The following is a 21,639-nucleotide window of genomic DNA, read 5'->3' on the forward strand; positions in this document are numbered from 1 at the left end:
TGGTTCAGTAGCTCAGTTGGTAGAGCAATGGATTGAAGCTCCATGTGTCGGCAGTTCGACTCTGTCCTGAACCATTCGTCATTTTTGGCGGTTGTGGCGAAGTGGTTAACGCATCGGATTGTGGTTCCGACATTCGAGGGTTCGATTCCCTTCAACCGCCCCATAATCGTATTACATTTCACATTTTATATGCGGGTGTAGTTTAATGGCAAAACCTCAGCCTTCCAAGCTGATGTTGTGGGTTCGATTCCCATCACCCGCTCCATTATTATTCCACAGTAGCTCAGTGGTAGAGCTATCGGCTGTTAACCGATCGGTCGTAGGTTCGAGTCCTACCTGTGGAGCCATGGCTCCTTGGTCAAGCGGTTAAGACACCGCCCTTTCACGGCGGTAACACGGGTTCGAGTCCCGTAGGAGTCATACAAACAGAAGTGAAATATCGCTTCTGTTTTTTTATTTATCATATTATATATTATGGAGAGTTGTCCGAGTTGGCCGAAGGAGCACGCCTGGAAAGTGTGTAGGCGCCACAAGCGTCTCGAGGGTTCGAATCCCTCACTCTCCGTACATACTTTAAAATCAGTGAAAATCTGATAAGCTTTAAATAGGGGAACGTTGTTAAATCAACGTTCTTTTTTATTTTGAGGAAATCTATAACTTTATGTTGTGAGATTTTTAGCAAATAAGTGTATAAATCGAATTAAAATAACATGTTTTTTATTGTTGTAACTTTAGTTTATTTACTGTTTTTTAATTAGGCCTCATCTATTAAATAGATTGTTATAGTCATAATAAATTCTACAGCTAGAGGACTCGTCGAATTTAAAATTACTTAATATGAAATAAAATTTTATATAATTTACTATTTTGTATTTTAGTGCTAGTTCTTGTGAATAATTTATTGTTTTCTTTGTATTCATAAATTGCCAAAACTTAATTTCTAAATCAGTAGGCTTTTCTTCTTTAATTACTTTATTTCTTAATACTATTCTTTTAGGAATGTTACTTAAGTAATATTCACCAGATTTTGACTTTGTTTTTATATTAAAGGATACATAAATCGATAGTAGAATAGATCTACCAAAATAACAATCTCTATCGCCTTGTGAATATGTTTCTTCAATTAAATATGTGTGTTTAGTTGTTGTTATTTTTTTAATCATATATTTTCTCGCTTTCTAATAAATTTAATAGCTCATTTTCAGAAAGTAATTTAATATTGTATCCTTCACATATCAGTTTTCGTGCTTTTCTTTGCTTACTAACTAATCCATCAGTTCCTTTAAATCTTTCTTCTTGAATTCCTTCAATTAAAATATCTGTCTTTTTAGATACATCACTACGTATTATTGCTCCGTTTTCTCTAGCTTTGATCATTAAATTGCTTTTACCAGACTTGAATTCTCCAGTGAATACAATATTTTTATCTAGTAAATGAATGTTATTAGGATGTAAAATTTTATACTGATTTATAACTGATAGAGTAGGCCTTTTATATTTTCTAAATGATGGCAAAGCATATTGAATATTAGTGAATTCACTATACTTTATATATGAATGATCCATATTTTGTATAAGTTCTAACATACTTTTATAATTATTTGTTTCCGATACTATTAGTAAAATAGCAGTTAATGCCTTTACATCATATTGAGCTGAATGCAAGTTATCTGTTGATATATTGAATGTTTTACACAAACTACTCATACTGAAAGATTTAAGGTTAAGATATTTTCTAAATATTGCAATACTATCTATGTATATGAATTTGATCATAGGGAATTTATTATGTTCTATAGTTGATAATAAAACTGATACATCAAAGTGTGCATTATGAGCTATTACATAGCTACTATTTTCTATATAATGTTTAATTTGATCGTAAACGTCTTCAAATTTTGGCGCTGCTTCTATTACTTTCTTAGGTATTTTATGAATAAGTGCAATTTCATTATCATAGTAATTATTTTTAGGATTTATATATGTACTATATGTATCAATAATTTTTAATCCTTTCACTAAATTAATAGCAATTTCACAAGGACTATTTGTTTCATTATTCATAATTTCAAAATCAATTATAGCTACATCATATTTCTTCATTAATTTCCTCCAGTTATAATTATAAATTTAAGCGTACATACCTGAAGTTACAAACATAATTATTTCTTTTTTAACATACTTAAATAAGTAATTATTTAAGTATTAATCACTGTTAAATTGAGTTTTCAATATATGGTCTTGTTTTTGTGTGAATTTTTATATAAACATACTTATGTTATATATTCTTAAGCAAAGATATCTCTGTTATTTTTATAAAAATTGTATATATACATTATATTATTATATACTAAAATAATATAATGGTTTAGAATGATTATAACTTTAGTAAATAAAAAGTAAAATCATCACAATCGAAAGTCGATATTATTAAATTTAAGAAGAAAAATAGATTAAATGTGAACTGATTATTCGTAAATAGAGATAATTTAGATATCATTGAGGATTTAAAATAAATGAAAGTGGAAGTAAAGATCCGTATTAAATGAAAGGTATATAAGTAGTAAACCTTGATCTTATACTATATCTGAAAATTTCTATAAATTATAATAAAAATTGTTCTATAAGAGGTGAAAGTCATGAGCAGAGAATTGAGAAAAAAGTTAACATTCTATATTAATATAGCAACTTTGATTTTACTTATCATTAATATGATTAAAACAAAATAAAAAATGTTATAATATATCTTTGACAAGTTAAGTTGATGGTGGCTATCTGAGTATAAGAGGGTGGTGCCTATGATGGCATTACTTAAATCTTTAGAAAGGGACGCCTATTGTGATTTCTATTGTAGACGCATTAAGCCTTATGATAGGTTTCGGTACATTTATCGTTACACACATTGAGGTAATGGTTACAATAATTAAAATAAATCATAAAAAATAACCATCATTTATAACTTTGACTGAGTTAGATGGTTATTTTTATAGCTAATATAATTTGAGTCACCGTCTTTTTAACGGGTTCAATGGCGACATGTTATAGCATGTCGTCTTTTTGATTTTTATAATTTTATATTAGCATAACAGTATTAAAATTTTCTATTGTAGAAAGAATTACAACATATTAAATCTGCTTCTATAAGTGTAAGTTCTAAATAAAAAGTTAAAGTAATCAGGTGTTAGTTGAGTCTATTGAAAATTGACTCAATTTATAAAGAAAGGGTAAAGTTTTCAATTGATTTAGTTTTTTATAAAGAAAATCCTAGAATCATACCCAAAGGTAAATTCTAGGATTAATTTATATAGGTCTTACATTGTTATGTCCTTAGATGAATAAATGTAGTTTATTTATTTTCAAATAAACCTTTGAAAAATTCTACTGCTTTTTTGATGATAGCTGTGATATTTTCCATTACTATTCACCTCCTATGTAAGCTACTTTTAATATAAATCATTTTTAATTATCATAGATTATTTATTCTTATTTTATAAATTTATTTTCATAAACGTAACATTTCTCTGCGAAATTAGACAGTTATGAATTCAAATGTGTTAACAAAGAGTGATATATCTTATTATTAAATTCAAATTTCTAAATTCAAGCTTTAATCACTGATAGAATGCGTTAAAATCGTTATAATTATCTTTGTAATGATAATTGGAGGAATGACTTGTGAACTTCTGGTTAAAAGATCAATCAGTAAAAAATAAAGATAAAATAGCTGTTACAGATGGCGCACATCAAATGACATTTAAGGAATTATATGATGATGCATTTCATTTAGCACAGCAACTACAAAACCTTAATCAAACGAGAATAGGGTTACATATAAATAATCGTATTGAATCTTTAGTATTGATACATGCATGTTGGATCGCCAATATCGAAATTGCTATGATAAATACACGATTAACAAAGAATGAAATTATTGCTCAAATGAATTCTATACAAGTTAGCACAATAGTAACGACAACTACACTCGAAATGGATCAATTTGATATATATACGCTTGAGGATATTCAAAATTTATCTCCTCAAAATATAAATTCTAATGTATTTCAATTAGAAAACATTGCTTCAATCATGTTTACATCTGGCACTACTGGTCCTCAAAAAGCTGTCCCTCAAACTTTTGAAAATCATCTCGCAAGTGCAATAGGTTGTAAGGAAAGTTTAGGTTATAATCAGCAGACGATTTGGTTATCTGTATTACCGATATATCATATATCAGGTCTGAGTGTCATTTTAAGAAGTGTTATAGAAGGATTTACAGTACGTATTTTAGAAAAGTATAATACTGATACAATGCTTCAAATTATTCAAAATGAAAATATTACGCATGTTTCTCTTGTACCACAAACTTTAAAATGGTTAATGGATGCTGGATTACAGAGTCCATATCAATTAGAAAAAATCTTATTGGGTGGTGCAAAGCTATCAGCAAATTTAATTCAACAAGCTTTAAACTACAAACTACCTATTTATAATTCATTTGGTATGACTGAAACGTGTTCACAATTTTTAACAGCAACGCCAGATATGTTAGCACAACGTTATGATACTGTAGGGGTGCCTAGTGATAATGTAGAAGTGAAAATTAAGCAACCTAATCAAAATGGACATGGTGAATTATTAATTAAAGGAAACAACGTAATGAATGGCTATTTATATCCTGTTAATTTAACAGATACATTTGAAGATGGCTTTTTCAAAACAGGGGATATAGCTGAAATAGATGAAGATGGTTTTGTTATGATTTATGATCGACGTAAGGATTTAATTATCAGTGGTGGCGAAAATATATATCCTTATCAAATTGAATCTATAGCTAAATATTATCCAAACATTGAAGATGCTGTTTGTATTGGTCAATCAGATGATACGTGGGGACAAGTACCTATATTATATTATATTGCCGATACAAAAATTAATGAAATCGAATTAAGACAATATATGTTGGATCATTTAGCAAAGTACAAAGTACCAAAGTCTTTTTATCAAGTTGAAGAATTGCCATATACTTCTACAGGTAAACTCCAAAGAAATAAAATGATACAAAAGGAAGAAAAAAATGATTATTAATCAATTAAATTTTTACTTATATAATCAGCCTTTTAAATCACCAATTGTAACGCCTAAAGTAAAATTAGAAACAAGAAAAACATTAGTTATTGAATTCATTGATAATCACGGGGATGCATATTTTGGAGAATGTAATGCATTTCAAACTCAATGGTATGATAATGAAACTATTGATTCCGTAAAAGAAAACATTAAACAATGGTATGATCGTATAAAGAATAAAGAAATATCAACTTTTAAAGAGTGGCAATCATCACTCGAACTTTTAAATGATTATCCAGCAGCAAGATGTACAATTATGATGGCTATCTATCAAAAATATTATAAACTTGAATCATTTAAAGTTCCGTATGGTGCAACTGTAAACGGTATGACTGAAATACAATTAAATCGTTTGGCTCAAACACAACCTAAGCGAATTAAATTAAAGTATTCAAATCAATTAATTTCAGACATCGATAATTTACAATCACTTAGTTTTAGTTTTGATTTAGCTATAGATGCCAATGAATCTCTTAATCTGACACAATATCAATCTATTAAAGAAAATATAGACCATGATATTCTTTATATTGAAGAACCATTTCAATCATTAGATGATATCAAACGCATTAATGGACAACCTTATCCACCTATTGCTCTTGATGAAAAGGCCACTTCCACTCAAGAAATCAAAAATATTATATCTGAATATCCAATAGAGGTAGTTATATTGAAACCATTCAGACTTGGTGGTATTGATCGAGTATTAGATGCAATACAAACCCTTCACAAAGAAGGGGTGAAAGTTGTGATTGGTGGTATGTATGAATATGGGTTAAGCCGATATTTTACCGCAATGTTAGCTCAACATGGGGATTATCCTGGAGATGTGACACCAGCGGGTTATTATTTTGAAAATGATTTTTTAGAAAATGAAGGTATATTAAAAGAGGGAGTGATAGAATTCATTCCCCCTGTAGTTAATCGTACAAAATTAGAATGTATTAATGATGATTGTGTTTAGCATGATGTGATTTTGATTTGTTTTTTGCAAGTGGCACTGGATCGTATCCACCTTTGTGTAAAGGATGACATTTTAATATTCGACGTATACCTAAGTATAATCCTTTGAATGCACCATGATATTGTATCGCTTCTCGTGTATATTCTGAACATGTTGGATAAAATCGACACGTTGGTGGTGTTAATGGCGAGATAAAACGTTGATAAAAATGTATTAAGGCAAGAAATAATTTTTTCATAATAATGCCTCCGAGCAAATTTTAGAATATAGGTATTTTAACATATTATAAAGGGATGTGATGTACATGAAGTTTTTAGATAAAGACCAAAGAAAGGTACACCTAACATATAAAACAAATAAAGATGTTCCTACGGGTAATCATGTACTTGCTATTCCAGTATTTCAACATCAATTATTGTTTACTTGTCATAAAATTAGAGGTATTGAATTTCCTGGTGGCAAAAGAGAACGCAATGAAACTAGTATTGATGCTATACGGAGAGAATTGTATGAAGAAACTGGTGCTCATGCTATCGATATTAAATATATAGCACAATATAAAGTTGAAACAAATAGTAATATAGATTTTGTGAAAGATGTATATTTTATACAAGTTGATATGCTAAAAGAACAATCTGACTATCTAGAAACAGATGGTCCATGTTTATTTCAATCAGTTGAATCAATTCCCGATAATAAAAAAAGCTTTTTACTTAAAGATGATGCTATCTTGCATTGTTATGAAAGGGTGAAGACACTTGGATTTTATTAAAGTTAAAAAAATGCCAATAGAGATGAGGACACATCATTTTGATGAAATAACCTATCAAGTTGATCATCTTAATGTCAAAGCTTTAATGATGACACCTTATAAAAAAGTAAAACGCATTGTTATCTATTTGCGAGGTGGTAAAGGACAAGTAGGGCGTGTCAGAGCTGCAAGGCTAATGCAGTTTGCTAATGATGAAACTCTAGTTGTAGGTCCATATTATAGAGGGAACAATGGCAGTGAAGGCAAAGATGAATTTTATCGTGGAGATTTAAATGATGTCACTGAACTCATTCGTTTACTGTATTCAAAGCATCCACAAGCCTTTATTCATATGATTGGTTTTTCACGTGGTGGTTTACAAGGATTATTAACTTTTCAAGACTTACCTGTAAATAGTTATATTATATGGGGTGGGGTATCTGATATTTATTTAATGTATGAGGAACGTGTTGATTTAAGAGGGATGTTAAGACGAATGGTTGGACATCCTATTAAAGATGCTCAAAATTATACTGATAGAGAGGCAATACATAATATTACGCCACAAAGTCCGCCAATACTTATTGTTCATGGTGGAAATGATAAGCAAGTTGGTATACATCAAGCTTATTATTTAGAACGACGCTTAAATGAGATTGGAGCAAACTTTGATACTTTTTATCAAATGAAAGAAGGACATGTACCACGCCCATTTGCTTTGAAAGAAACACTTGAATATATTCATCAATGGATGAATCAAATTGAAAATGATAAAGATAATGAAAGAGGTTGAGACATAAAGTTCTTGTGCTCTGGGAAACCGATTAACGGCGTCCCAAAAGCAGGATTCTCGGCAGAAACTCTCACGATTCGACAAAATTTGAGAAACAATTTTGCTCATCGTTCGGTTCTGCTCAAATCCTAAGCGCTTTTGTCCCGACCTCTTTTTTAATTATTTATTAAATGCACCTTTATCTGAAATATGTTCTACTTCAGAGCCGAATTTTTTGAAGTTTTCTTCAAAACGTTGAATTAAGTCATTAGCTTGTGCTTTATATTTTTCAGGGTCACTCCATGCATTAATTGGATTTAAGATAGTTTTAGGAACATCTTCTACTTCCACTGGAATATTTAATCCAAATGAAGCATCTTTAGTATATTCTGCATTTTTTAATTTACCTGAAATAGCTTGGTTAACCATTTGACGTGTATAATGTAAACTTATTCTTCTACCAACGCCATATTTACCACCTGTCCATCCTGTGTTAACAAGGTAAACATCAACTTCATGCTTATCAATTAATTCACCTAATAAATCAGCATAAACTGTAGGATGTAATGGTAAGAATGGTGCACCAAAGCAAGTAGAGAATGATGGTTCAGGTTCAGTAACGCCACGTTCTGTACCAGCTAATTTAGATGTGAATCCACTTAAGAAGTGATACATTGCTTGGTCTTTAGTTAATTTTGAAATTGGAGGAATGACACCAAAAGCATCCGCTGTTAAAAAGATAATTGTATTAGGATGAGCTGCTTTGGAAGGTAATACAATATTATCTATATGGTGAATAGGGTATGCCGCTCTTGTGTTTTCAGTGAATTTATTATCATCAAAATCAACCGTGCCATCATTTTTGACAACTGTATTTTCTAAAATAGTACCATATTTAATTGCATCGAAAATTTGTGGTTCTTTTTCTTTTGAAAGGTTGATTGCTTTAGCGTAGCAACCTCCTTCGATATTGAACACACCATTTTTATTCCAACCGTGTTCGTCATCTCCAATTAATTTTCTATCAGGATCAGCTGATAATGTTGTTTTACCAGTACCTGATAAACCAAAGAATAATGCTACGTCACCTTTATTACCAACATTTGCTGAGCAATGCATACTCATAATATCTTGCATTGGTAATAAATAGTTCATAACTGAGAATATACCTTTTTTCATTTCGCCAGCATATTCAGTACCACCAATTAAAATGACTTTATGTTTGAATGAAACGATAACAAAAGTTTCTGTTTTTGTACCATCGACTTCTGGGTCAGCTTTAAAATGAGGTGCTGATACAATGGTAAAGTCTGATTTGATTGATTTAGCTTCTTCTTTTGATTCAGGACGTATAAACATATTATGTGCAAAAAGATTATGCCAAGCTAATTCATTAATTACAGTTAGTTTTAAGCGTGAATCTTTGTCACTTCCAGCGTAACCATTAAATACGTATAGTTCATCTTTCTTACCTAAATAATTTAATACTTTGTTATAAAGTTTTAAAAATGTTTCTTCATCTATCGGCTGATTAACGTCTCCCCAATCAACATTATCTCTATATGAAGGTTCTGTAACGATAAACTTATCTTTAGGTGAACGCCCAGTGTATTTACCGGTACTTGCATTAATAGCGCCCAACTCAGTAAGTTCACCTTCATTATTATCTAAGATTTTATTGTAAAGTTGAGTTGTAGATAATTGAAACTGTGTAGATGGTTTTTCTAATAATTGTTTGATTTTAATAGTTTCAGAGTATGTATCGATCGACATACTTAATCCCTCCAGATAGTTGTAATGTAAGCCTTTACATTTCAATAGTATAACATATTAAGTTAATTAATCCACCGTAAATTTTCATTAAAATAACTTAATTCTAAAATTGACATTAATTCGCTAATTATGTAGTATTAATTTTAACGGATTCTCTTATCCTGAGTGGTGGAGGGACATGGACCCAATGAAACCCAGCAACCTCTTTTTTGTATAGAAAAGAAAGGTGCCAAACCGTTTGCAGACCTATATTGTCTGAACGATAAGAGCGAATGGACGTATAAGAGCCTTCTCTCTATCTAGATACTAGTTAGCAGAAGGCTCTTTTATTTAGCTCAAATAAAAGAGAATTATCGTAATAAATTTTTAAAAGGAGCAAAACATGACTAACAATAAACGATTATTCACGTCAGAATCAGTAACTGAAGGACACCCGGATAAAATAGCCGATCAAGTTTCCGATGCCATTTTAGACGAAATTCTTAAAGATGACCCTAATGCGCGTGTAGCATGTGAAACAACAGTAACTACAGGTATGGCTTTAATTTCTGGTGAAATTTCAACAACAACTTATGTTGATATCCCTAAAGTAGTAAGAGAAACAATTAAAGAAATTGGTTACACACGTGCAAAATATGGTTATGATTCACAAACAATGGCTGTATTAACAGCAATTGATGAACAATCACCAGATATTGCACAAGGTGTAGATAAAGCATTAGAATATCGCGATGATATTACTGAAGAAGAAATTGAAGCAACAGGTGCAGGAGATCAAGGTTTAATGTTTGGTTATGCAACTAACGAAACAGATACGTATATGCCTTTACCAATTTTCTTATCACACCAGCTAGCTAAACGTTTATCAGATGTTCGTAAAGATAAAATACTAGATTATTTACGTCCAGATGGTAAAGTTCAAGTAACAGTTGAATATGATGAAAATGACAAACCAAAACGTATTGATACAATTGTTGTTTCAACACAACATGCTGAAGATAAAACATTAGAAGATATTCAAAATGACATTAAAGAACATGTCATTTATCCTACTGTTCCAGAAAATTTACTAGATGATCAAACAAAATTCTATATCAATCCAACAGGAAGATTTGTAATTGGTGGACCTCAAGGTGATGCAGGATTAACAGGTCGTAAAATTATCGTTGACACTTATGGTGGATATGCTAGACATGGTGGAGGATGCTTCAGTGGTAAAGATCCAACTAAAGTAGACCGTTCTGCCGCATACGCAGCAAGATACGTTGCTAAAAATATTGTTGCAGCTGAATTAGCTGAACAATGTGAAGTACAACTTGCATACGCTATTGGTGTAGCTGAACCTGTGTCAATCTCAATTGATACATTTGGTACAGGTAAAGTCAGTGAAACAGAATTAGTAGAAGCAGTTAGAGAGAACTTTGACTTAAGACCTGCAGGAATTATTAAAATGTTAGAGTTGAAACAACCTATTTATAAACAAACTGCTGCGTACGGTCATTTCGGACGTACTGATGTTTTATTACCTTGGGAAAAATTAGATAAAGTCAACGTTTTGAAAGATTCAATAAACCAAGCCTAAAATAATTAAAATATTTGGGATAGGTAAAATATAATCAATTAAATTATAACGAAATGTCGAAAATATCATAGTTATGATTTATAATTGATTGTATTGATAATTTAAAAGGAGCGTTGATGTGATGAGTTTATCTTCACCCATTGGAATAGGATTAATCGTTGCAGTAGTGATTGCAATTATCTTTTTTGTTTTATTTTTAATCACGTTAAATAAAAAGAAAAAGATAAAGAAACAAACTGAAGAAGAATATCAACAAAAAGAACAAAACTTAAAAGCATCTCATGAGGAAACATTAGAAAAAGAACGTATAGAAAACAAAAAGACAGTCACTAAACAAAAAGAAGATTATGAAGCTACAGTAAGTAGTAAAGAAAGAGAAATTGATGCATTAAAATTATTCTCTAAAAATCATAGTGAATATGTTACAGACATGAGATTAATTGGTATTCGTGAACGTCTTGTTAATGAAAAGCGTATTCGCCCAGAAGATATGCATATAATGGCAAATATTTTCTTGCCAACTAATGAATTTAATAATATTGAAAGAATTAGTCACCTCGTATTAACACGAACTGGTTTATACATCATTGATTCTCAATTATTAAAAGGTCATGTTTATAATGGTATTAGTGGCGCACAATTTTCAGAGTTACCAACTATGGAACAAGTATTTAATACGCTAGATTTAGATAAATCTACGCCACAAACATTGGTATTAGATCAAAATGATGATCAAAAATCATTATCATTTGTTAACTATTCAGATAAAATTCAGCAAATACAACAATTAGCTGGAGATTTACAAAATAAATTGAATACTAAATACACACCAACTTCTATTTTATACTTTAATCCTAAAAATGAAGATGATGTAACGATTTCAAATTATGCTCAGAATAGTAATGTAAAAGTATTAGTTGGACCTGAACAACTTAACGAATTCTTTAATAAATTTGTATTCCATGGACGTATTCAATATAACGTCGATGATTTACAAGATATTATGGATAAAATTGAATCATTTAACTAATTATTTTAGCTAGTAGGGTGTATGACACTTTACTAGCTTTTTTATAATATTGAATTTTAATCATCGGATACGGGTATAGATAATGTATAAATATTTTTATATGTAAGGAGTGAAAATCCATGGATAAAATTAAATTTTATAATGGTCATGAAATGCCAAGAGTAGGACTAGGTACGTTTAGAGTCGAAAATAATGATGATTGTACTAAGGCTGTTAAACATGCTATAGAGAATGGTTATAGAAGCATTGATACAGCAAAAGTTTACGGTAATGAAGAAAAAGTAGGACAAGGTATTAAAGAAGGATTAGAAACTACAGGTCTAAAACGAGAAGACTTATTTATTACTTCAAAATTATGGTTAGAAGATTTTGGTAGAACTAATGTAGAGGATGCGTATGAAGGTAGCTTAAAAAGATTAGGCTTAGATTATCTGGATTTATATTTAATGCACTGGCCAGGTACTAACGAAGCACTAATGATAGATACATGGCAAGGGTTGGAAGATTTATATAAACAAGACCGTGTTAAAAATATCGGTGTAAGCAATTTTAATGTAGACCATTTTGAAGCACTGTTAGCACAAGTATCAATAAAGCCGGTTATTAATCAAGTTGAATTTCATCCATATTTAACACAAAGTTCATTAAGACAATATATGGAAGTTCAAAATATTGTTATGGAATCATGGTCACCATTAATGAACGCACAAATTTTAGATGATGACACTGTTAATGCTATTGCAAAAGAAATTGATCAATCACCTGCACAAGTGATTATTCGTTGGAATTATCAACATGATGTAGTAGTTATCCCTAAATCAGTAACACCACATCGTATAGATGAAAATTTAGATATTCTAAACTTCAAACTTAACGAAGATCAAATGAATCGTCTTGACCAATTAAATGAAGATAGAAGAATTGGTCCTGATCCTGCAGAATTTAACGGACAATAAATTCAATTAAAGCCACGTTTCTCATAAAGAGGACGTGGCTTTAAAAGTATCTTCTTCTATTTTTAAATAAGGTGATAAGCTAAATAACAGCTTAAGAATGATCCTATGAATTGAATAGTAGAATATAAAATAAACAATGTAGGTTTGAATTTAGGTGATAACATTCCGACGAGTTCATTAGAGAGGGTAGAAAATGTAGTTAAACCTCCTAATATACCTGTGATTAAAAAAGGGTTTATCCATTGTATATGTAATGATAAACCAGATAGGGCACCAATGAATATACAACCTACAATATTAACTATAAGCGTACCTATTGGCAACACAGATTGAAACTGATTGAAATAGTTAGAAATACTAGCACGTAGAATTGCTCCAATACCTCCACCTAACATGACTAACAAAATTGTAGTAATCATAAACGTTCACCTAATTTCTTACCTAATAAACATAATAAAATACAAAGAATATAACTAATCACTGCATAAATAATTAATAACATCCAGTTTTGTTGATTGTACATTTGAACTAATTCAAATTGAAAAGTAGAAAATGTAGTTAAAGCTCCCATAAAACCTGTTGTTATAGCTTTTTTAAATAGAGGATGTGTTTGAAATAATTTAATCGATAGTGCTGCGAAGAATCCCATTAAAAAAGCACCGATAATATTTGCAGTTAATGTACCAATAGGTAATGAGTGGCCATGGTTAAAAAATGATAATAAATATCTTAATAAAGCACCAAACGCACCACCTACAAAAATGTATAAATATTGCAAAGTAATAACTCCTTTAATAAAGATTTACTCAAATAAATAAAAGAACCACTTCAATCTGAAATGGCTCTAACAAATAAAGTATACATCAATAAAATTTAAGAAAGGAATCCGTAAGTATTTAATGACGATACAATATGAATAATAATCACAATAAGAATGATAAATGGTAATAGTTTACTACCAATTCTAATCCAACCTTGTTTGTCTCGTGAATGTTTAATGGATTTGTCCGCAAAAATGATTGAAATGATTAGAACAATGACATTAATGACACTACATGCAATAATTAATTTGACGAAAGAACCCAACACATTATTTAAAAATGGATTATTTGTATTAAAGAAAAAGCTTATCGCTAATAATAATAAAGTTATATAAAAGTAGAGTTTAGATTTTGACATGCGTAACCTCCTCGATGGATATCATTACAATATACTACCACTTTTTAGGATATGAGAATAGTATAAATGTATAGAAAATAAAATGTAAAATACAAAAATGCTTTTTATATAGGCAAATAATTCGCTTACATTTCAAAAGCATGATATAAATTATTTATAAATGATTTGTTAACGAAAATAAAAACCAAAGATAAATCATATATGAATTTGATATTCAATACATTGGAAATCCAAATTTAGTATTGAAATTGAAGGAGGAATACATAGTGAGAAAACTAAATGTAGAAGTATTTGCGGATGGAGCAGATATCGAAGAAATGAAAGCTGCTTATAAAAATAAACAGGTTGATGGATTTACAACGAATCCTAGTTTAATGGCCAAAGCAGGAGTAACAGATTATAAAGCATTTGCGGAAGAGGCTGTTCGAGAAATTCCTGACGCTTCTATTTCATTTGAAGTGTTCGCAGATGACTTAGAGACAATGGCTAAAGAAGCGGAAATTCTTAAACAATATGGTGACAATGTTTTTGTTAAGATTCCTATTGTTACTACTAACGGTACTTCAACAATTCCATTAATCAAAGAATTATCTGCAAAACAAGTACGTTTAAATGTCACTGCAGTTTATACAATTGAACAAGTTAAAGAAATTACTGAAGCTGTCACAGAAGGAGTACCAACATATGTGTCAGTATTTGCAGGACGTATTGCAGATACTGGTGTAGATCCATTACCATTAATGAAAGAATCAGTAGAGATAACTCATAGTAAAAAAGGTGTTAAATTATTATGGGCAAGTTGCCGCGAATTATTTAATGTTATTCAAGCAGACGAAATTGGTGCTGACATCATTACTTGTCCAGCCGATGTAGTTAAAAAAGTTAACAATAATTTAGGTAGAGACGTTGAAGAACTATCAATTGATACTGTTAAAGGTTTTGCTAAAGATATCCAAAGTTCAGGATTATCAATTTTATAATTGCTTTAATTAGTATCTTTATCGGATTAAATTTAAAAGCCAAGCTAGTGGCACTATTAGAATTGATTGTCTATAGTGTACACAAGGTTGGCTTTTTATTAATGTAATTTGAATATTTGAATTGATTGAATTAGAAATTTCATCTATGATGTAAAGATAATCTAATAGATATGAGGTGCAATTCTAGCTATGGATAAAAATTCGTTTAGTGCTAGAGTACAAAAGCAGTTATGGTTCTTAAATAACAAAGAGAAAGCTCAATTAAATGATGAAATTAGTAAAGTTAATCATAATGATAGTGACACGCTGAATAAACCAATAAGGTTTTCAAATCAGTTTTTAAAAGATCATGTGTATAGCCAAAAACATATTAGTTCAGCTAGTTTATTTATATTATTGATTGGAATTGTATTTACATATGTCATTTTATTAGGTGGCTTTTTATTTGGCCTTATAACAAGTTTAACAGCGGTAAATTATTTCATTCATCCCCAGGTTAACTTATCAACTGTGACTGTTGTACTCATCATTATAGGCGCTATTATATTAATGTTAATAGCGATATTCTTAATTAAGAAAGTAACTGCATTTTTTACTAAAAAATTATTAGAATATAAATTCAATAAGAAGAATACGACTGTGTAATTAAATGGCAAAGAAGTAAACTTTCTTGCCATTTTTTTAATATAGCATGATAAGGTTCATCTACTAAAAGATGAGTAGCATTTGAAAACATAATTAATGTGCCATTATTTTTGGTTTGTATACCAGTAATATGATAAGCGTTTATGTAATATTGAATGGGAGAACGACGATGTTTTAGAGGAAATAAAATGAGTTGATCACATACATAAATAGGAATTTTTTTGTTTATATGAAGTAAGCGTTTGGCGATTTTCTTTTGAAGAGGTAACGTTTTTTGATGTAATTCTAGCATATAGTCTAACGTATTGTTGATTGAAATAGGGAGAGAAATGTCATATTGCTTATATTGCCATTTAGTGGATAGCTTATCGCTTATTTCTGTTTGTATATATAGTAAGTTAGTTGTAGTTAAATGATTCATTGTTTCATTCCTTTTTAAGAGTATAATGTAAATGTTTTGAGATTTTAGATTGCACTGACTTCTTAATTTTTTTAATAGTAGTCAAAGATAGATGCATTCTTTCTGCAATTTCATATTGTTTATATCCAGATAATTTTAGTAATAGCCATTCTTTTTCTTTTGAGTTTAATAAATAATGAATATCTTGTATTAGTAGTGATTCATTCTTGATGTGTTGAGATGGTTCTATTTCACTAGAAATATAATCATCAATATCACTAGTTTTAATTTTGTTACTTTCTTTTCTGAATATATCAATAAGATAGTAGTTTAATCTGATGAATAGATAAGAGGAAAATTTGTTGGATTTTGAGGGATTATAGTTATTCGATAAGTGCCACATTTGAATTAATAGTAATTGATAAAACTCGTCATAATTATAAGTGATTTGATACCTAGTTAACAAATAATGTATGATTTTGTTATACTTTTGATAAATAATATTAAATTCCAAGATTTACTCCAGTTTTATGTACATAAAAGTGTATATTTCCGGATACATTGAATTTAAAATAGATTGGGAAAATTTTCATTTGCTAAATTATTAAAATAGGTGTTAAATAGAAGTCATAGTAAATAAATATGTATTCAAAAATAACCAAAAACATGTCGTATTATTAATATAGAGCAAAATTTAATAGGAGGTACAAATGGATTACGCACACTTAAATTTAGAACATTTTTTCGCCCGTAATGATGATTTAGATAGAATTAAAGATCGTTCAGACTTTGTGATGATTAACAATTTCACTAATGAAATGAAGTATAGAGAAGGAAGTATTGAAGGAACAATAGACTTAAATCAATATTTTTATAAGAATAGATCACAAGCTGCAAGTTTCATAATGATGGATTATAAAAATCATAATAAATAAAAATGGGATGAGATTTAGACAATTTAATTGAATAGATATTGCTAAATGAAAACAGTTAACACATTCAATACAGTTGATTGAAGTGTTAATCAATCTATTTAATGGATACAAAATCATGTCTATTTCTCTTTTTTTATACTCAAAAGTTTCAATTTTATTACTTTTTATTTATGAATTTGTAACAAAGTATATATTAAATTGTGATTCATAATTAATAATGTTAAACTTTATTATCGTAATACAAATGAAAAGTATAACAACATTGACCTAAGAGGTGTGAATATGACGAAGCACAAAAAGGGATCTATAGTTGCAATTTTAGGATTGCTTATCATATTTGCAGTAGGTGCTATTATCTTTTTCTCAATGGTTTCTGACCAAATATTCTTTAAACATGTTAAAGAACAACAAAAAGTTGAGAAATTAGATGTAACATTAGATAAAGCTGCGAAGAAACAAATAGACAACTATACGAGTCAACAAGTATCTAATAAAAATAATGATGCGTGGAGAGATGCATCATCAACTGAAATTAAAACAGCTATGGATAGTAGTCAATTTATTGACAATGACAAACAAAAGTATCAATTTTTAGATTTATCTAAATATCAAGGTATTGATGAAAAAAGAATTAAAAGAATGTTAATTGATAGACCAACTTTATTAAAACACACTGATGATTTTACAAAAGCAGCTAAAGAAAAACATGTAAATGAAGTTTACTTAATTTCACATGCTTTATTAGAAACAGGTTCTGCTAAAAGTGAATTGTCTAAAGGTGTAGAAATTGATGGTAAGAAATACTATAACTTCTATGGTGTTGGCGCATTAGATAGTGACCCTGTAAAAACAGGTGCAGAATATGCGAAGAAACATGGTTGGGATACACCGCAAAAAGCAATTTACGGTGGTGCAGATTTCATTCATAATCATTTCTTAAAACACGAAGATCAAGACACATTATATAGCATGAGATGGAATCCTAAAAATCCAGGTGAACATCAATATGCTACAGATATTAAATGGGCTGAAAGTAATGCCAGTATCATTGCTGATTTTTATAAAGACATGAAAACAGAAGGTAAATACTTTAAACTTTATGTGTATAAAGATGATAAAAGTCATTTAAAAGATAATAAATAATGATCTATTTGAATGTTTAATTTTCTAATAAGAATAAAATCAAGTTTGAATTTTAAATAAAAAAGGATATGTAATTTAACCTGCGGCATTTAATTGGCGCAGGTGTTTTTTATGTGCTGATTATTTGGCTTTGTTGTTTCTTGTTACCCAAGCAAATATAATAACTGTCAGAACTATGATTTTTGCAACTAATTTCATATCAATCACCTCATAAAGAAATTTTATCACAGATGATAAAAGATTAAACTTTGCCTGATTAGGATATATAAGAAATAATGTGAAATCAATAACAACAGTTATAAAATCTATGAAATATATATGTTGTTGTAATCAAATTAGAGATATAGAAATGAAAAAAGGATGATGTCATAATGCGTGTAGCTATAATTGGTATGGGCACTGCAGGTGTTAGTGTTTTACGACAACTTGTAAAACATGAACATTTTGAAAAATTAAAAGTAGATGTCTATGATGACCGTATAAATATGGGACAAGGAGTTCCATTCCAAAATGATAGTAGTGAATTATTAATCAATTTACCTTCTAAAAAGATGAGCTTGAATTTAGACGATGAAGAAGAATTTTGGAAATGGTATCAAGATCAAAATGAATTTGTATTCGATAATCCTACATATCTACCGAGATTTGTATTTGGACATTATATGAAATCATACTTGTCTCAATTTAATAATCAATATGAAAATATTACAATCATTAACAATAAAGTTCATGAAATTTTTACAAGTTCTAAAGTTGATGAAACGAATCTAAAATATTATGTTTGTACGTCAGATGATATGAAAGAATGGAGAGAATATGATTATTTATTCTTAACTTTTGGCACTTTTGCATATCATGATCCATATCGACTAAAAGGGATAGATGGGTTTAAACCGACACCTTATCCTACATATCATTCTCTCGATGATGTTAGTGAAAATGATAGTATTGCAATTATAGGAACTGGACTGGCAAGTTTAGATGTCATCAGATATGTTTCTGCTCACCATCCTAAATTGCCTATACTAATGACAAGTCGTTCAGCAAATTTACCTAGTGTAAGAGGTAAAATGGTTGATATAGAATTTACTCATTTAACTAAACAACGATTCAATGATATACAAGCTCAAAATTATGGCAATGTGCCTTTAGATACAGCAGTTGATTTATTTTTAAAAGAATGCAAAGATTATGGCATTAATTTTGAAAAACTAGTTAATAGAAGAACTGGAGACCACATTAAAGATTTACAATTTGATTTGGAACATGAAAAGGAAATTGGCATATTTCAAAGTATCGTTGAACTGTTAAAAGAGAATTTAAATTGGATTTGGAATAGTTTAAGTATTGAAGATCAACAAGAATTTAATCGTCGTTATACAAAAATAATTCAACTTAATTCCAATCCTATGCCTCCTAGAACTGCCCGTTTACTTATAGATTTATTAGAAAACGAAGCATTAATTATTCGTAAAAATTTAAAAAACATTTATCACGACGATGGATTATTCCATTTACAATATGAAGAGGAAAAAGATATTGAAGATTTTGATGTGGTTATTAACGCTACTGGTTCTAAAACTCATTTAAATGAACTGGATGAAGATGATCAATTAATACTAAATCTTGAAAATAGACAAATTGTTCAGGCACATCCAATGGGCGGTATTCAAATCATACCAGAGACAAACCAAGTGATTAGCCCTAGATTTGGTACACTAACGAATGTTATTGCTATAGGTCAAATGACTAATGGGGTTAATAAACTTAGAAACGGTGTCAAAATGATTGTGAATCAAGTAGCCAACGCTGTTGATAGATTATATGAAACACAACAAGATTTGGATAACCTTGATAAAGAGAATCATTAATCCTTAAATATCTAATAAAATTAAATACTTATCTGGTATTTGATTATAGTTAAAAATAAAATTTGATAATTAAAATTAAATCTATCTCTTTAATTAAGTACAATGTATAGTAATTGTTTTTTTGAAATAGGTGTAGTAGAATTTGAATTGTAGTCATTGAGATTACGATACTCAATTAACCTTTAACAATTTCATATTCAATTCTTTCGGGGCAGGGTGTAATTCCCAACCGGCAGTGATAAAGCCTGCGACCTGCTAACATTTGTTAGTGGCTGATCTAGTGAGAATCTAGAGCCGACAGTTAAAGTCTGGATGGGAGAAAGAATGACGATTATCGACACTAACATATATTTGTATAAGTATGTGTTTAATGAAGTATGTTTATGTTAAGTATAAATATGCTTTTATAAAGATATATAAATTGCCTTATGCCTTGAAACAACAATTTTCAATGGTATAAGGTTTTTTAATTTTAGAGGTGAGATATTGAGTAATTTTATGAATTATGCCATCCAACTTGCACAAATGGTTGATGGTCAAACTGGTGTAAATCCACCTGTAGGTTCTGTAGTAGTCAAAAATGGCAGAATTGTAGGTATTGGTGCACATTTGCGTAAAGGCGATAAACACGCTGAAGTTCAAGCCTTAGACATGGCGAAATCAGAAGCAAAAGGTGCAACAATATATGTATCATTAGAACCATGTACACATCATGGCTCTACTCCTCCTTGTGTAAATAAAATTATAGAAGCAGGAATTCAAAAAGTGATTTATGCTGTTAAAGATACAACATTAATATCACAAGGTGATGACATATTACAAAATGCAGGTATTGAAGTTGAATTTCAATATAACGCTGTAGCCGCACAATTATATCAAGATTTCTTTACTGCTAAACGTAATGAGATACCAGAATTAACAGTTAAAGTCTCAGCAAGCTTAGATGGGAAACAGGCTACAGATAATGGTGAAAGTAAATGGATTACTAACAAAGATGTTAAAAAGGATGTCTATCAATTACGTCATAACCACGATGCAGTATTAACAGGAAGAAAAACGATAGAAGCAGACGATCCTTTATATACTACTCGTATTGAAGATGGTAAACATCCTGTTCGTGTCATTTTGAGTAAAAGTGGTAAGTTGGATTTTCAACAACAACTTTTCAATGATGACTCATCTCCAATCTGGATTTACACAGAGAATAAAACGTTAACAACAGAAAAAAATAATATAACTATAATATATATGAATCAATGTGATATTGAGTCAATTTTGAAAGACTTATATCAAAAAGGTATCGGGAAATTGTTAGTCGAAGCAGGTCCCGAAATTACTTCAGAATTTCTCCAATCTGATCATCTAGATCACCTAGTACTTTATTTTGCCCCGAAAATAATAGGTGGTTCTGGTAAATATCAATTTTTCAAAACTGATAAAACGATAGCACTACCAGACACTACACAATTTGAAATTGTTAATTCCACATTAATTAATCAAAATATTAAATTAATCTTGCGAAAGAAGTGAT

At 29.8% G+C, this 21,639-nt stretch carries 22 protein-coding genes, 6 tRNA genes and 2 riboswitches; of the genes, 20 read left to right on the plus strand and 8 right to left on the minus strand.

Going from position 1 to position 21,639, the window contains the following annotated elements; all coding sequences use genetic code 11:
- Position 1: 1 nt before the first annotated feature.
- The 6 genes from N524_RS0103065 (at position 2) to N524_RS0103090 (ending at position 565) form a co-directional block, all read left to right on the plus strand.
- Positions 2–74: transfer RNA gene (locus N524_RS0103065), tRNA-Phe, on the plus strand.
- Between the two features lie 13 nt (positions 75–87).
- A tRNA-His gene (locus N524_RS0103070) sits at positions 88–163 on the plus strand.
- Positions 164–191: 28 nt separating this feature from the next.
- Positions 192–265 (plus strand) — tRNA-Gly (locus tag N524_RS0103075).
- 7 nt (positions 266–272) lie between these two features.
- Positions 273–347 (plus strand) — tRNA-Asn (locus N524_RS0103080).
- Between the two features lies 1 nt (position 348).
- Positions 349–420, plus strand: a tRNA-Glu gene (locus N524_RS0103085).
- A 56-nt stretch (positions 421–476) separates the two neighbouring features.
- Positions 477–565, plus strand: a tRNA-Ser gene (locus N524_RS0103090).
- Between the two features lie 590 nt (positions 566–1,155).
- Here the strand turns inward: N524_RS0103090 and N524_RS0103100 are convergent.
- Entirely contained in the window at positions 1,156–2,103 is a 948-nt protein-coding gene (locus N524_RS0103100; RefSeq protein WP_029055621.1) for an exonuclease domain-containing protein, read from the minus strand.
- A gap of 765 nt (positions 2,104–2,868) precedes the next feature.
- Here N524_RS0103100 and N524_RS13645 point away from each other — a divergent pair.
- From N524_RS13645 to menC, 3 genes are all read left to right on the plus strand, one after another.
- On the plus strand, positions 2,869–2,946 hold the full coding sequence (locus N524_RS13645; protein ID WP_231290208.1) for a putative holin-like toxin: 78 nt from the start codon (positions 2,869–2,871) through the stop codon (positions 2,944–2,946).
- A gap of 729 nt (positions 2,947–3,675) precedes the next feature.
- Complete coding sequence (menE, locus tag N524_RS0103105) at positions 3,676–5,085, plus strand: o-succinylbenzoate--CoA ligase (protein ID WP_029055622.1); 1,410 nt, start codon at positions 3,676–3,678, stop codon at positions 5,083–5,085.
- On the plus strand, positions 5,075–6,091 hold the full coding sequence (gene menC, locus N524_RS0103110; RefSeq protein WP_029055623.1) for an o-succinylbenzoate synthase: 1,017 nt from the start codon (positions 5,075–5,077) through the stop codon (positions 6,089–6,091). The genes menE and menC overlap by 11 nt, the downstream gene beginning before the upstream one ends.
- On the opposite strand, the gene yidD is transcribed toward menC, so the two are convergent.
- Positions 6,072–6,329, minus strand: coding sequence for a membrane protein insertion efficiency factor YidD (yidD, locus tag N524_RS0103115; RefSeq protein WP_017637320.1), 258 nt, complete (start codon positions 6,327–6,329; stop codon positions 6,072–6,074). The two genes, menC and yidD, sit on opposite strands and share 20 nt — an antisense overlap.
- Before the next feature lie 66 nt (positions 6,330–6,395).
- Between yidD and ytkD the strand changes: the two genes are divergently transcribed.
- The gene (gene ytkD, locus N524_RS0103120) at positions 6,396–6,863 is read left to right on the plus strand and encodes an RNA deprotection pyrophosphohydrolase (protein WP_029055624.1); all 468 of its coding nucleotides are present in this window, start codon (positions 6,396–6,398) and stop codon (positions 6,861–6,863) included.
- The gene (locus N524_RS0103125) at positions 6,850–7,635 is read left to right on the plus strand and encodes an alpha/beta hydrolase family protein (RefSeq protein ID WP_029055625.1); all 786 of its coding nucleotides are present in this window, start codon (positions 6,850–6,852) and stop codon (positions 7,633–7,635) included. Before ytkD ends, N524_RS0103125 begins: the two co-directional genes overlap by 14 nt.
- A gap of 159 nt (positions 7,636–7,794) precedes the next feature.
- Here N524_RS0103125 and pckA read toward each other — a convergent pair whose 3' ends face one another.
- Positions 7,795–9,387: a phosphoenolpyruvate carboxykinase (ATP) gene (gene pckA, locus N524_RS0103130; RefSeq protein WP_017637317.1), complete on the minus strand. Its 1,593-nt coding sequence runs from the start codon at positions 9,385–9,387 to the stop codon at positions 7,795–7,797.
- A gap of 153 nt (positions 9,388–9,540) precedes the next feature.
- Positions 9,541–9,656, plus strand: a riboswitch (SAM riboswitch).
- A gap of 113 nt (positions 9,657–9,769) precedes the next feature.
- On the opposite strand from pckA, the gene metK reads away from it, so the two are divergent.
- From metK to N524_RS0103145, 3 genes are all read left to right on the plus strand, one after another.
- Positions 9,770–10,969 (plus strand): methionine adenosyltransferase, encoded by a 1,200-nt coding sequence (gene metK / locus N524_RS0103135; RefSeq protein WP_017637316.1) that lies wholly within the window; start codon positions 9,770–9,772, stop codon positions 10,967–10,969.
- A gap of 121 nt (positions 10,970–11,090) precedes the next feature.
- Positions 11,091–11,999, plus strand: a complete 909-nt coding sequence (locus tag N524_RS0103140; protein ID WP_017637315.1) for a nuclease-related domain-containing protein — start codon at positions 11,091–11,093, stop codon at positions 11,997–11,999.
- A 119-nt stretch (positions 12,000–12,118) separates the two neighbouring features.
- Positions 12,119–12,955, plus strand: coding sequence for an aldo/keto reductase (locus N524_RS0103145; RefSeq protein WP_029055626.1), 837 nt, complete (start codon positions 12,119–12,121; stop codon positions 12,953–12,955).
- A 62-nt stretch (positions 12,956–13,017) separates the two neighbouring features.
- Here the strand turns inward: N524_RS0103145 and N524_RS0103150 are convergent, their stop codons facing one another.
- The 3 genes from N524_RS0103150 to N524_RS0103160 all read right to left on the minus strand — a co-directional run bounded on the left by N524_RS0103150 (position 13,018) and on the right by N524_RS0103160 (position 14,134).
- Complete coding sequence (locus N524_RS0103150) at positions 13,018–13,374, minus strand: fluoride efflux transporter FluC (protein WP_037555521.1); 357 nt, start codon at positions 13,372–13,374, stop codon at positions 13,018–13,020.
- Positions 13,371–13,733, minus strand: a complete 363-nt coding sequence (crcB, locus tag N524_RS0103155) for a fluoride efflux transporter CrcB (RefSeq protein ID WP_029055628.1) — start codon at positions 13,731–13,733, stop codon at positions 13,371–13,373. Before crcB ends, N524_RS0103150 begins: the two co-directional genes overlap by 4 nt.
- A 95-nt stretch (positions 13,734–13,828) precedes the next feature.
- Positions 13,829–14,134 carry a hypothetical protein gene (locus N524_RS0103160; protein ID WP_017638160.1) on the minus strand — a complete coding sequence of 102 codons (306 nt, stop codon included), beginning with the start codon at positions 14,132–14,134 and terminating at the stop codon, positions 13,829–13,831.
- Positions 14,135–14,400: 266 nt separating this feature from the next.
- Between N524_RS0103160 and N524_RS0103165 the strand changes: the two genes are divergently transcribed.
- Both N524_RS0103165 and N524_RS0103170 read left to right on the plus strand, forming a co-directional pair.
- The gene (locus N524_RS0103165) at positions 14,401–15,114 is read left to right on the plus strand and encodes a transaldolase (protein ID WP_017638161.1); all 714 of its coding nucleotides are present in this window, start codon (positions 14,401–14,403) and stop codon (positions 15,112–15,114) included.
- A gap of 189 nt (positions 15,115–15,303) precedes the next feature.
- Positions 15,304–15,759, plus strand: coding sequence for a hypothetical protein (locus N524_RS0103170; protein WP_017638162.1), 456 nt, complete (start codon positions 15,304–15,306; stop codon positions 15,757–15,759).
- Here N524_RS0103170 and N524_RS0103175 read toward each other — a convergent pair.
- Together N524_RS0103175 and N524_RS0103180 are read right to left on the minus strand one after the other, a co-directional pair.
- The gene (locus N524_RS0103175) at positions 15,734–16,180 is read right to left on the minus strand and encodes a competence protein ComK (protein WP_017638163.1); all 447 of its coding nucleotides are present in this window, start codon (positions 16,178–16,180) and stop codon (positions 15,734–15,736) included. The genes N524_RS0103170 and N524_RS0103175 overlap by 26 nt on opposite strands.
- Positions 16,181–16,184: 4 nt before the next feature.
- On the minus strand, positions 16,185–16,673 hold the full coding sequence (locus tag N524_RS0103180) for a sigma-70 family RNA polymerase sigma factor (RefSeq protein ID WP_029055629.1): 489 nt from the start codon (positions 16,671–16,673) through the stop codon (positions 16,185–16,187).
- Positions 16,674–16,869: 196 nt separating this feature from the next.
- On the opposite strand from N524_RS0103180, the gene N524_RS0103185 reads away from it, so the two are divergent.
- From N524_RS0103185 to ribD, 4 genes are all read left to right on the plus strand, one after another.
- Entirely contained in the window at positions 16,870–17,094 is a 225-nt protein-coding gene (locus N524_RS0103185) for a hypothetical protein (RefSeq protein WP_029055630.1), read from the plus strand.
- A 282-nt stretch (positions 17,095–17,376) separates the two neighbouring features.
- Positions 17,377–18,237 carry an N-acetylglucosaminidase gene (locus N524_RS0103190; protein ID WP_017638292.1) on the plus strand — a complete coding sequence of 287 codons (861 nt, stop codon included), beginning with the start codon at positions 17,377–17,379 and terminating at the stop codon, positions 18,235–18,237.
- 371 nt (positions 18,238–18,608) lie between these two features.
- Complete coding sequence (locus N524_RS0103195) at positions 18,609–20,108, plus strand: FAD/NAD(P)-binding protein (protein WP_029055631.1); 1,500 nt, start codon at positions 18,609–18,611, stop codon at positions 20,106–20,108.
- Between the two features lie 198 nt (positions 20,109–20,306).
- Positions 20,307–20,436: riboswitch (FMN riboswitch) on the plus strand.
- Positions 20,437–20,594: 158 nt separating this feature from the next.
- Positions 20,595–21,638, plus strand: coding sequence for a bifunctional diaminohydroxyphosphoribosylaminopyrimidine deaminase/5-amino-6-(5-phosphoribosylamino)uracil reductase RibD (ribD, locus tag N524_RS0103200; protein WP_017638290.1), 1,044 nt, complete (start codon positions 20,595–20,597; stop codon positions 21,636–21,638).
- Position 21,639 lies beyond the last annotated feature (1 nt).

It is taken from the genome of Staphylococcus sp. URHA0057 (genome assembly GCF_000620265.1).
Classification (GTDB): Bacteria; Bacillota; Bacilli; order Staphylococcales; family Staphylococcaceae; genus Staphylococcus; species Staphylococcus pasteuri.

Excerpts from the sequence above, each read along its gene's own strand:
- N524_RS0103175 (WP_017638163.1), bottom strand. The coding sequence starts at position 16,180 with ATGAATCATTTAACTACAACTAACTTACTATATATACAAACAGAAATA.
- N524_RS0103100 (WP_029055621.1), bottom strand. The coding sequence starts at position 2,103 with ATGAAGAAATATGATGTAGCTATAATTGATTTTGAAATTATGAATAAT.
- N524_RS0103185 (WP_029055630.1), top strand. The coding sequence starts at position 16,870 with ATGGATTACGCACACTTAAATTTAGAACATTTTTTCGCCCGTAATGAT.
- pckA (WP_017637317.1), bottom strand. The coding sequence starts at position 9,387 with ATGTCGATCGATACATACTCTGAAACTATTAAAATCAAACAATTATTA.
- menC (WP_029055623.1), top strand. The coding sequence starts at position 5,075 with ATGATTATTAATCAATTAAATTTTTACTTATATAATCAGCCTTTTAAA.
- N524_RS0103160 (WP_017638160.1), bottom strand. The coding sequence starts at position 14,134 with ATGTCAAAATCTAAACTCTACTTTTATATAACTTTATTATTATTAGCG.
- N524_RS0103190 (WP_017638292.1), top strand. The coding sequence starts at position 17,377 with ATGACGAAGCACAAAAAGGGATCTATAGTTGCAATTTTAGGATTGCTT.
- N524_RS0103195 (WP_029055631.1), top strand. The coding sequence starts at position 18,609 with ATGCGTGTAGCTATAATTGGTATGGGCACTGCAGGTGTTAGTGTTTTA.
- N524_RS13645 (WP_231290208.1), top strand. The coding sequence starts at position 2,869 with ATGATAGGTTTCGGTACATTTATCGTTACACACATTGAGGTAATGGTT.
- ytkD (WP_029055624.1), top strand. The coding sequence starts at position 6,396 with ATGAAGTTTTTAGATAAAGACCAAAGAAAGGTACACCTAACATATAAA.
- N524_RS0103145 (WP_029055626.1), top strand. The coding sequence starts at position 12,119 with ATGGATAAAATTAAATTTTATAATGGTCATGAAATGCCAAGAGTAGGA.
- yidD (WP_017637320.1), bottom strand. The coding sequence starts at position 6,329 with ATGAAAAAATTATTTCTTGCCTTAATACATTTTTATCAACGTTTTATC.
- N524_RS0103170 (WP_017638162.1), top strand. The coding sequence starts at position 15,304 with ATGGATAAAAATTCGTTTAGTGCTAGAGTACAAAAGCAGTTATGGTTC.
- N524_RS0103140 (WP_017637315.1), top strand. The coding sequence starts at position 11,091 with ATGAGTTTATCTTCACCCATTGGAATAGGATTAATCGTTGCAGTAGTG.
- metK (WP_017637316.1), top strand. The coding sequence starts at position 9,770 with ATGACTAACAATAAACGATTATTCACGTCAGAATCAGTAACTGAAGGA.
- N524_RS0103150 (WP_037555521.1), bottom strand. The coding sequence starts at position 13,374 with ATGATTACTACAATTTTGTTAGTCATGTTAGGTGGAGGTATTGGAGCA.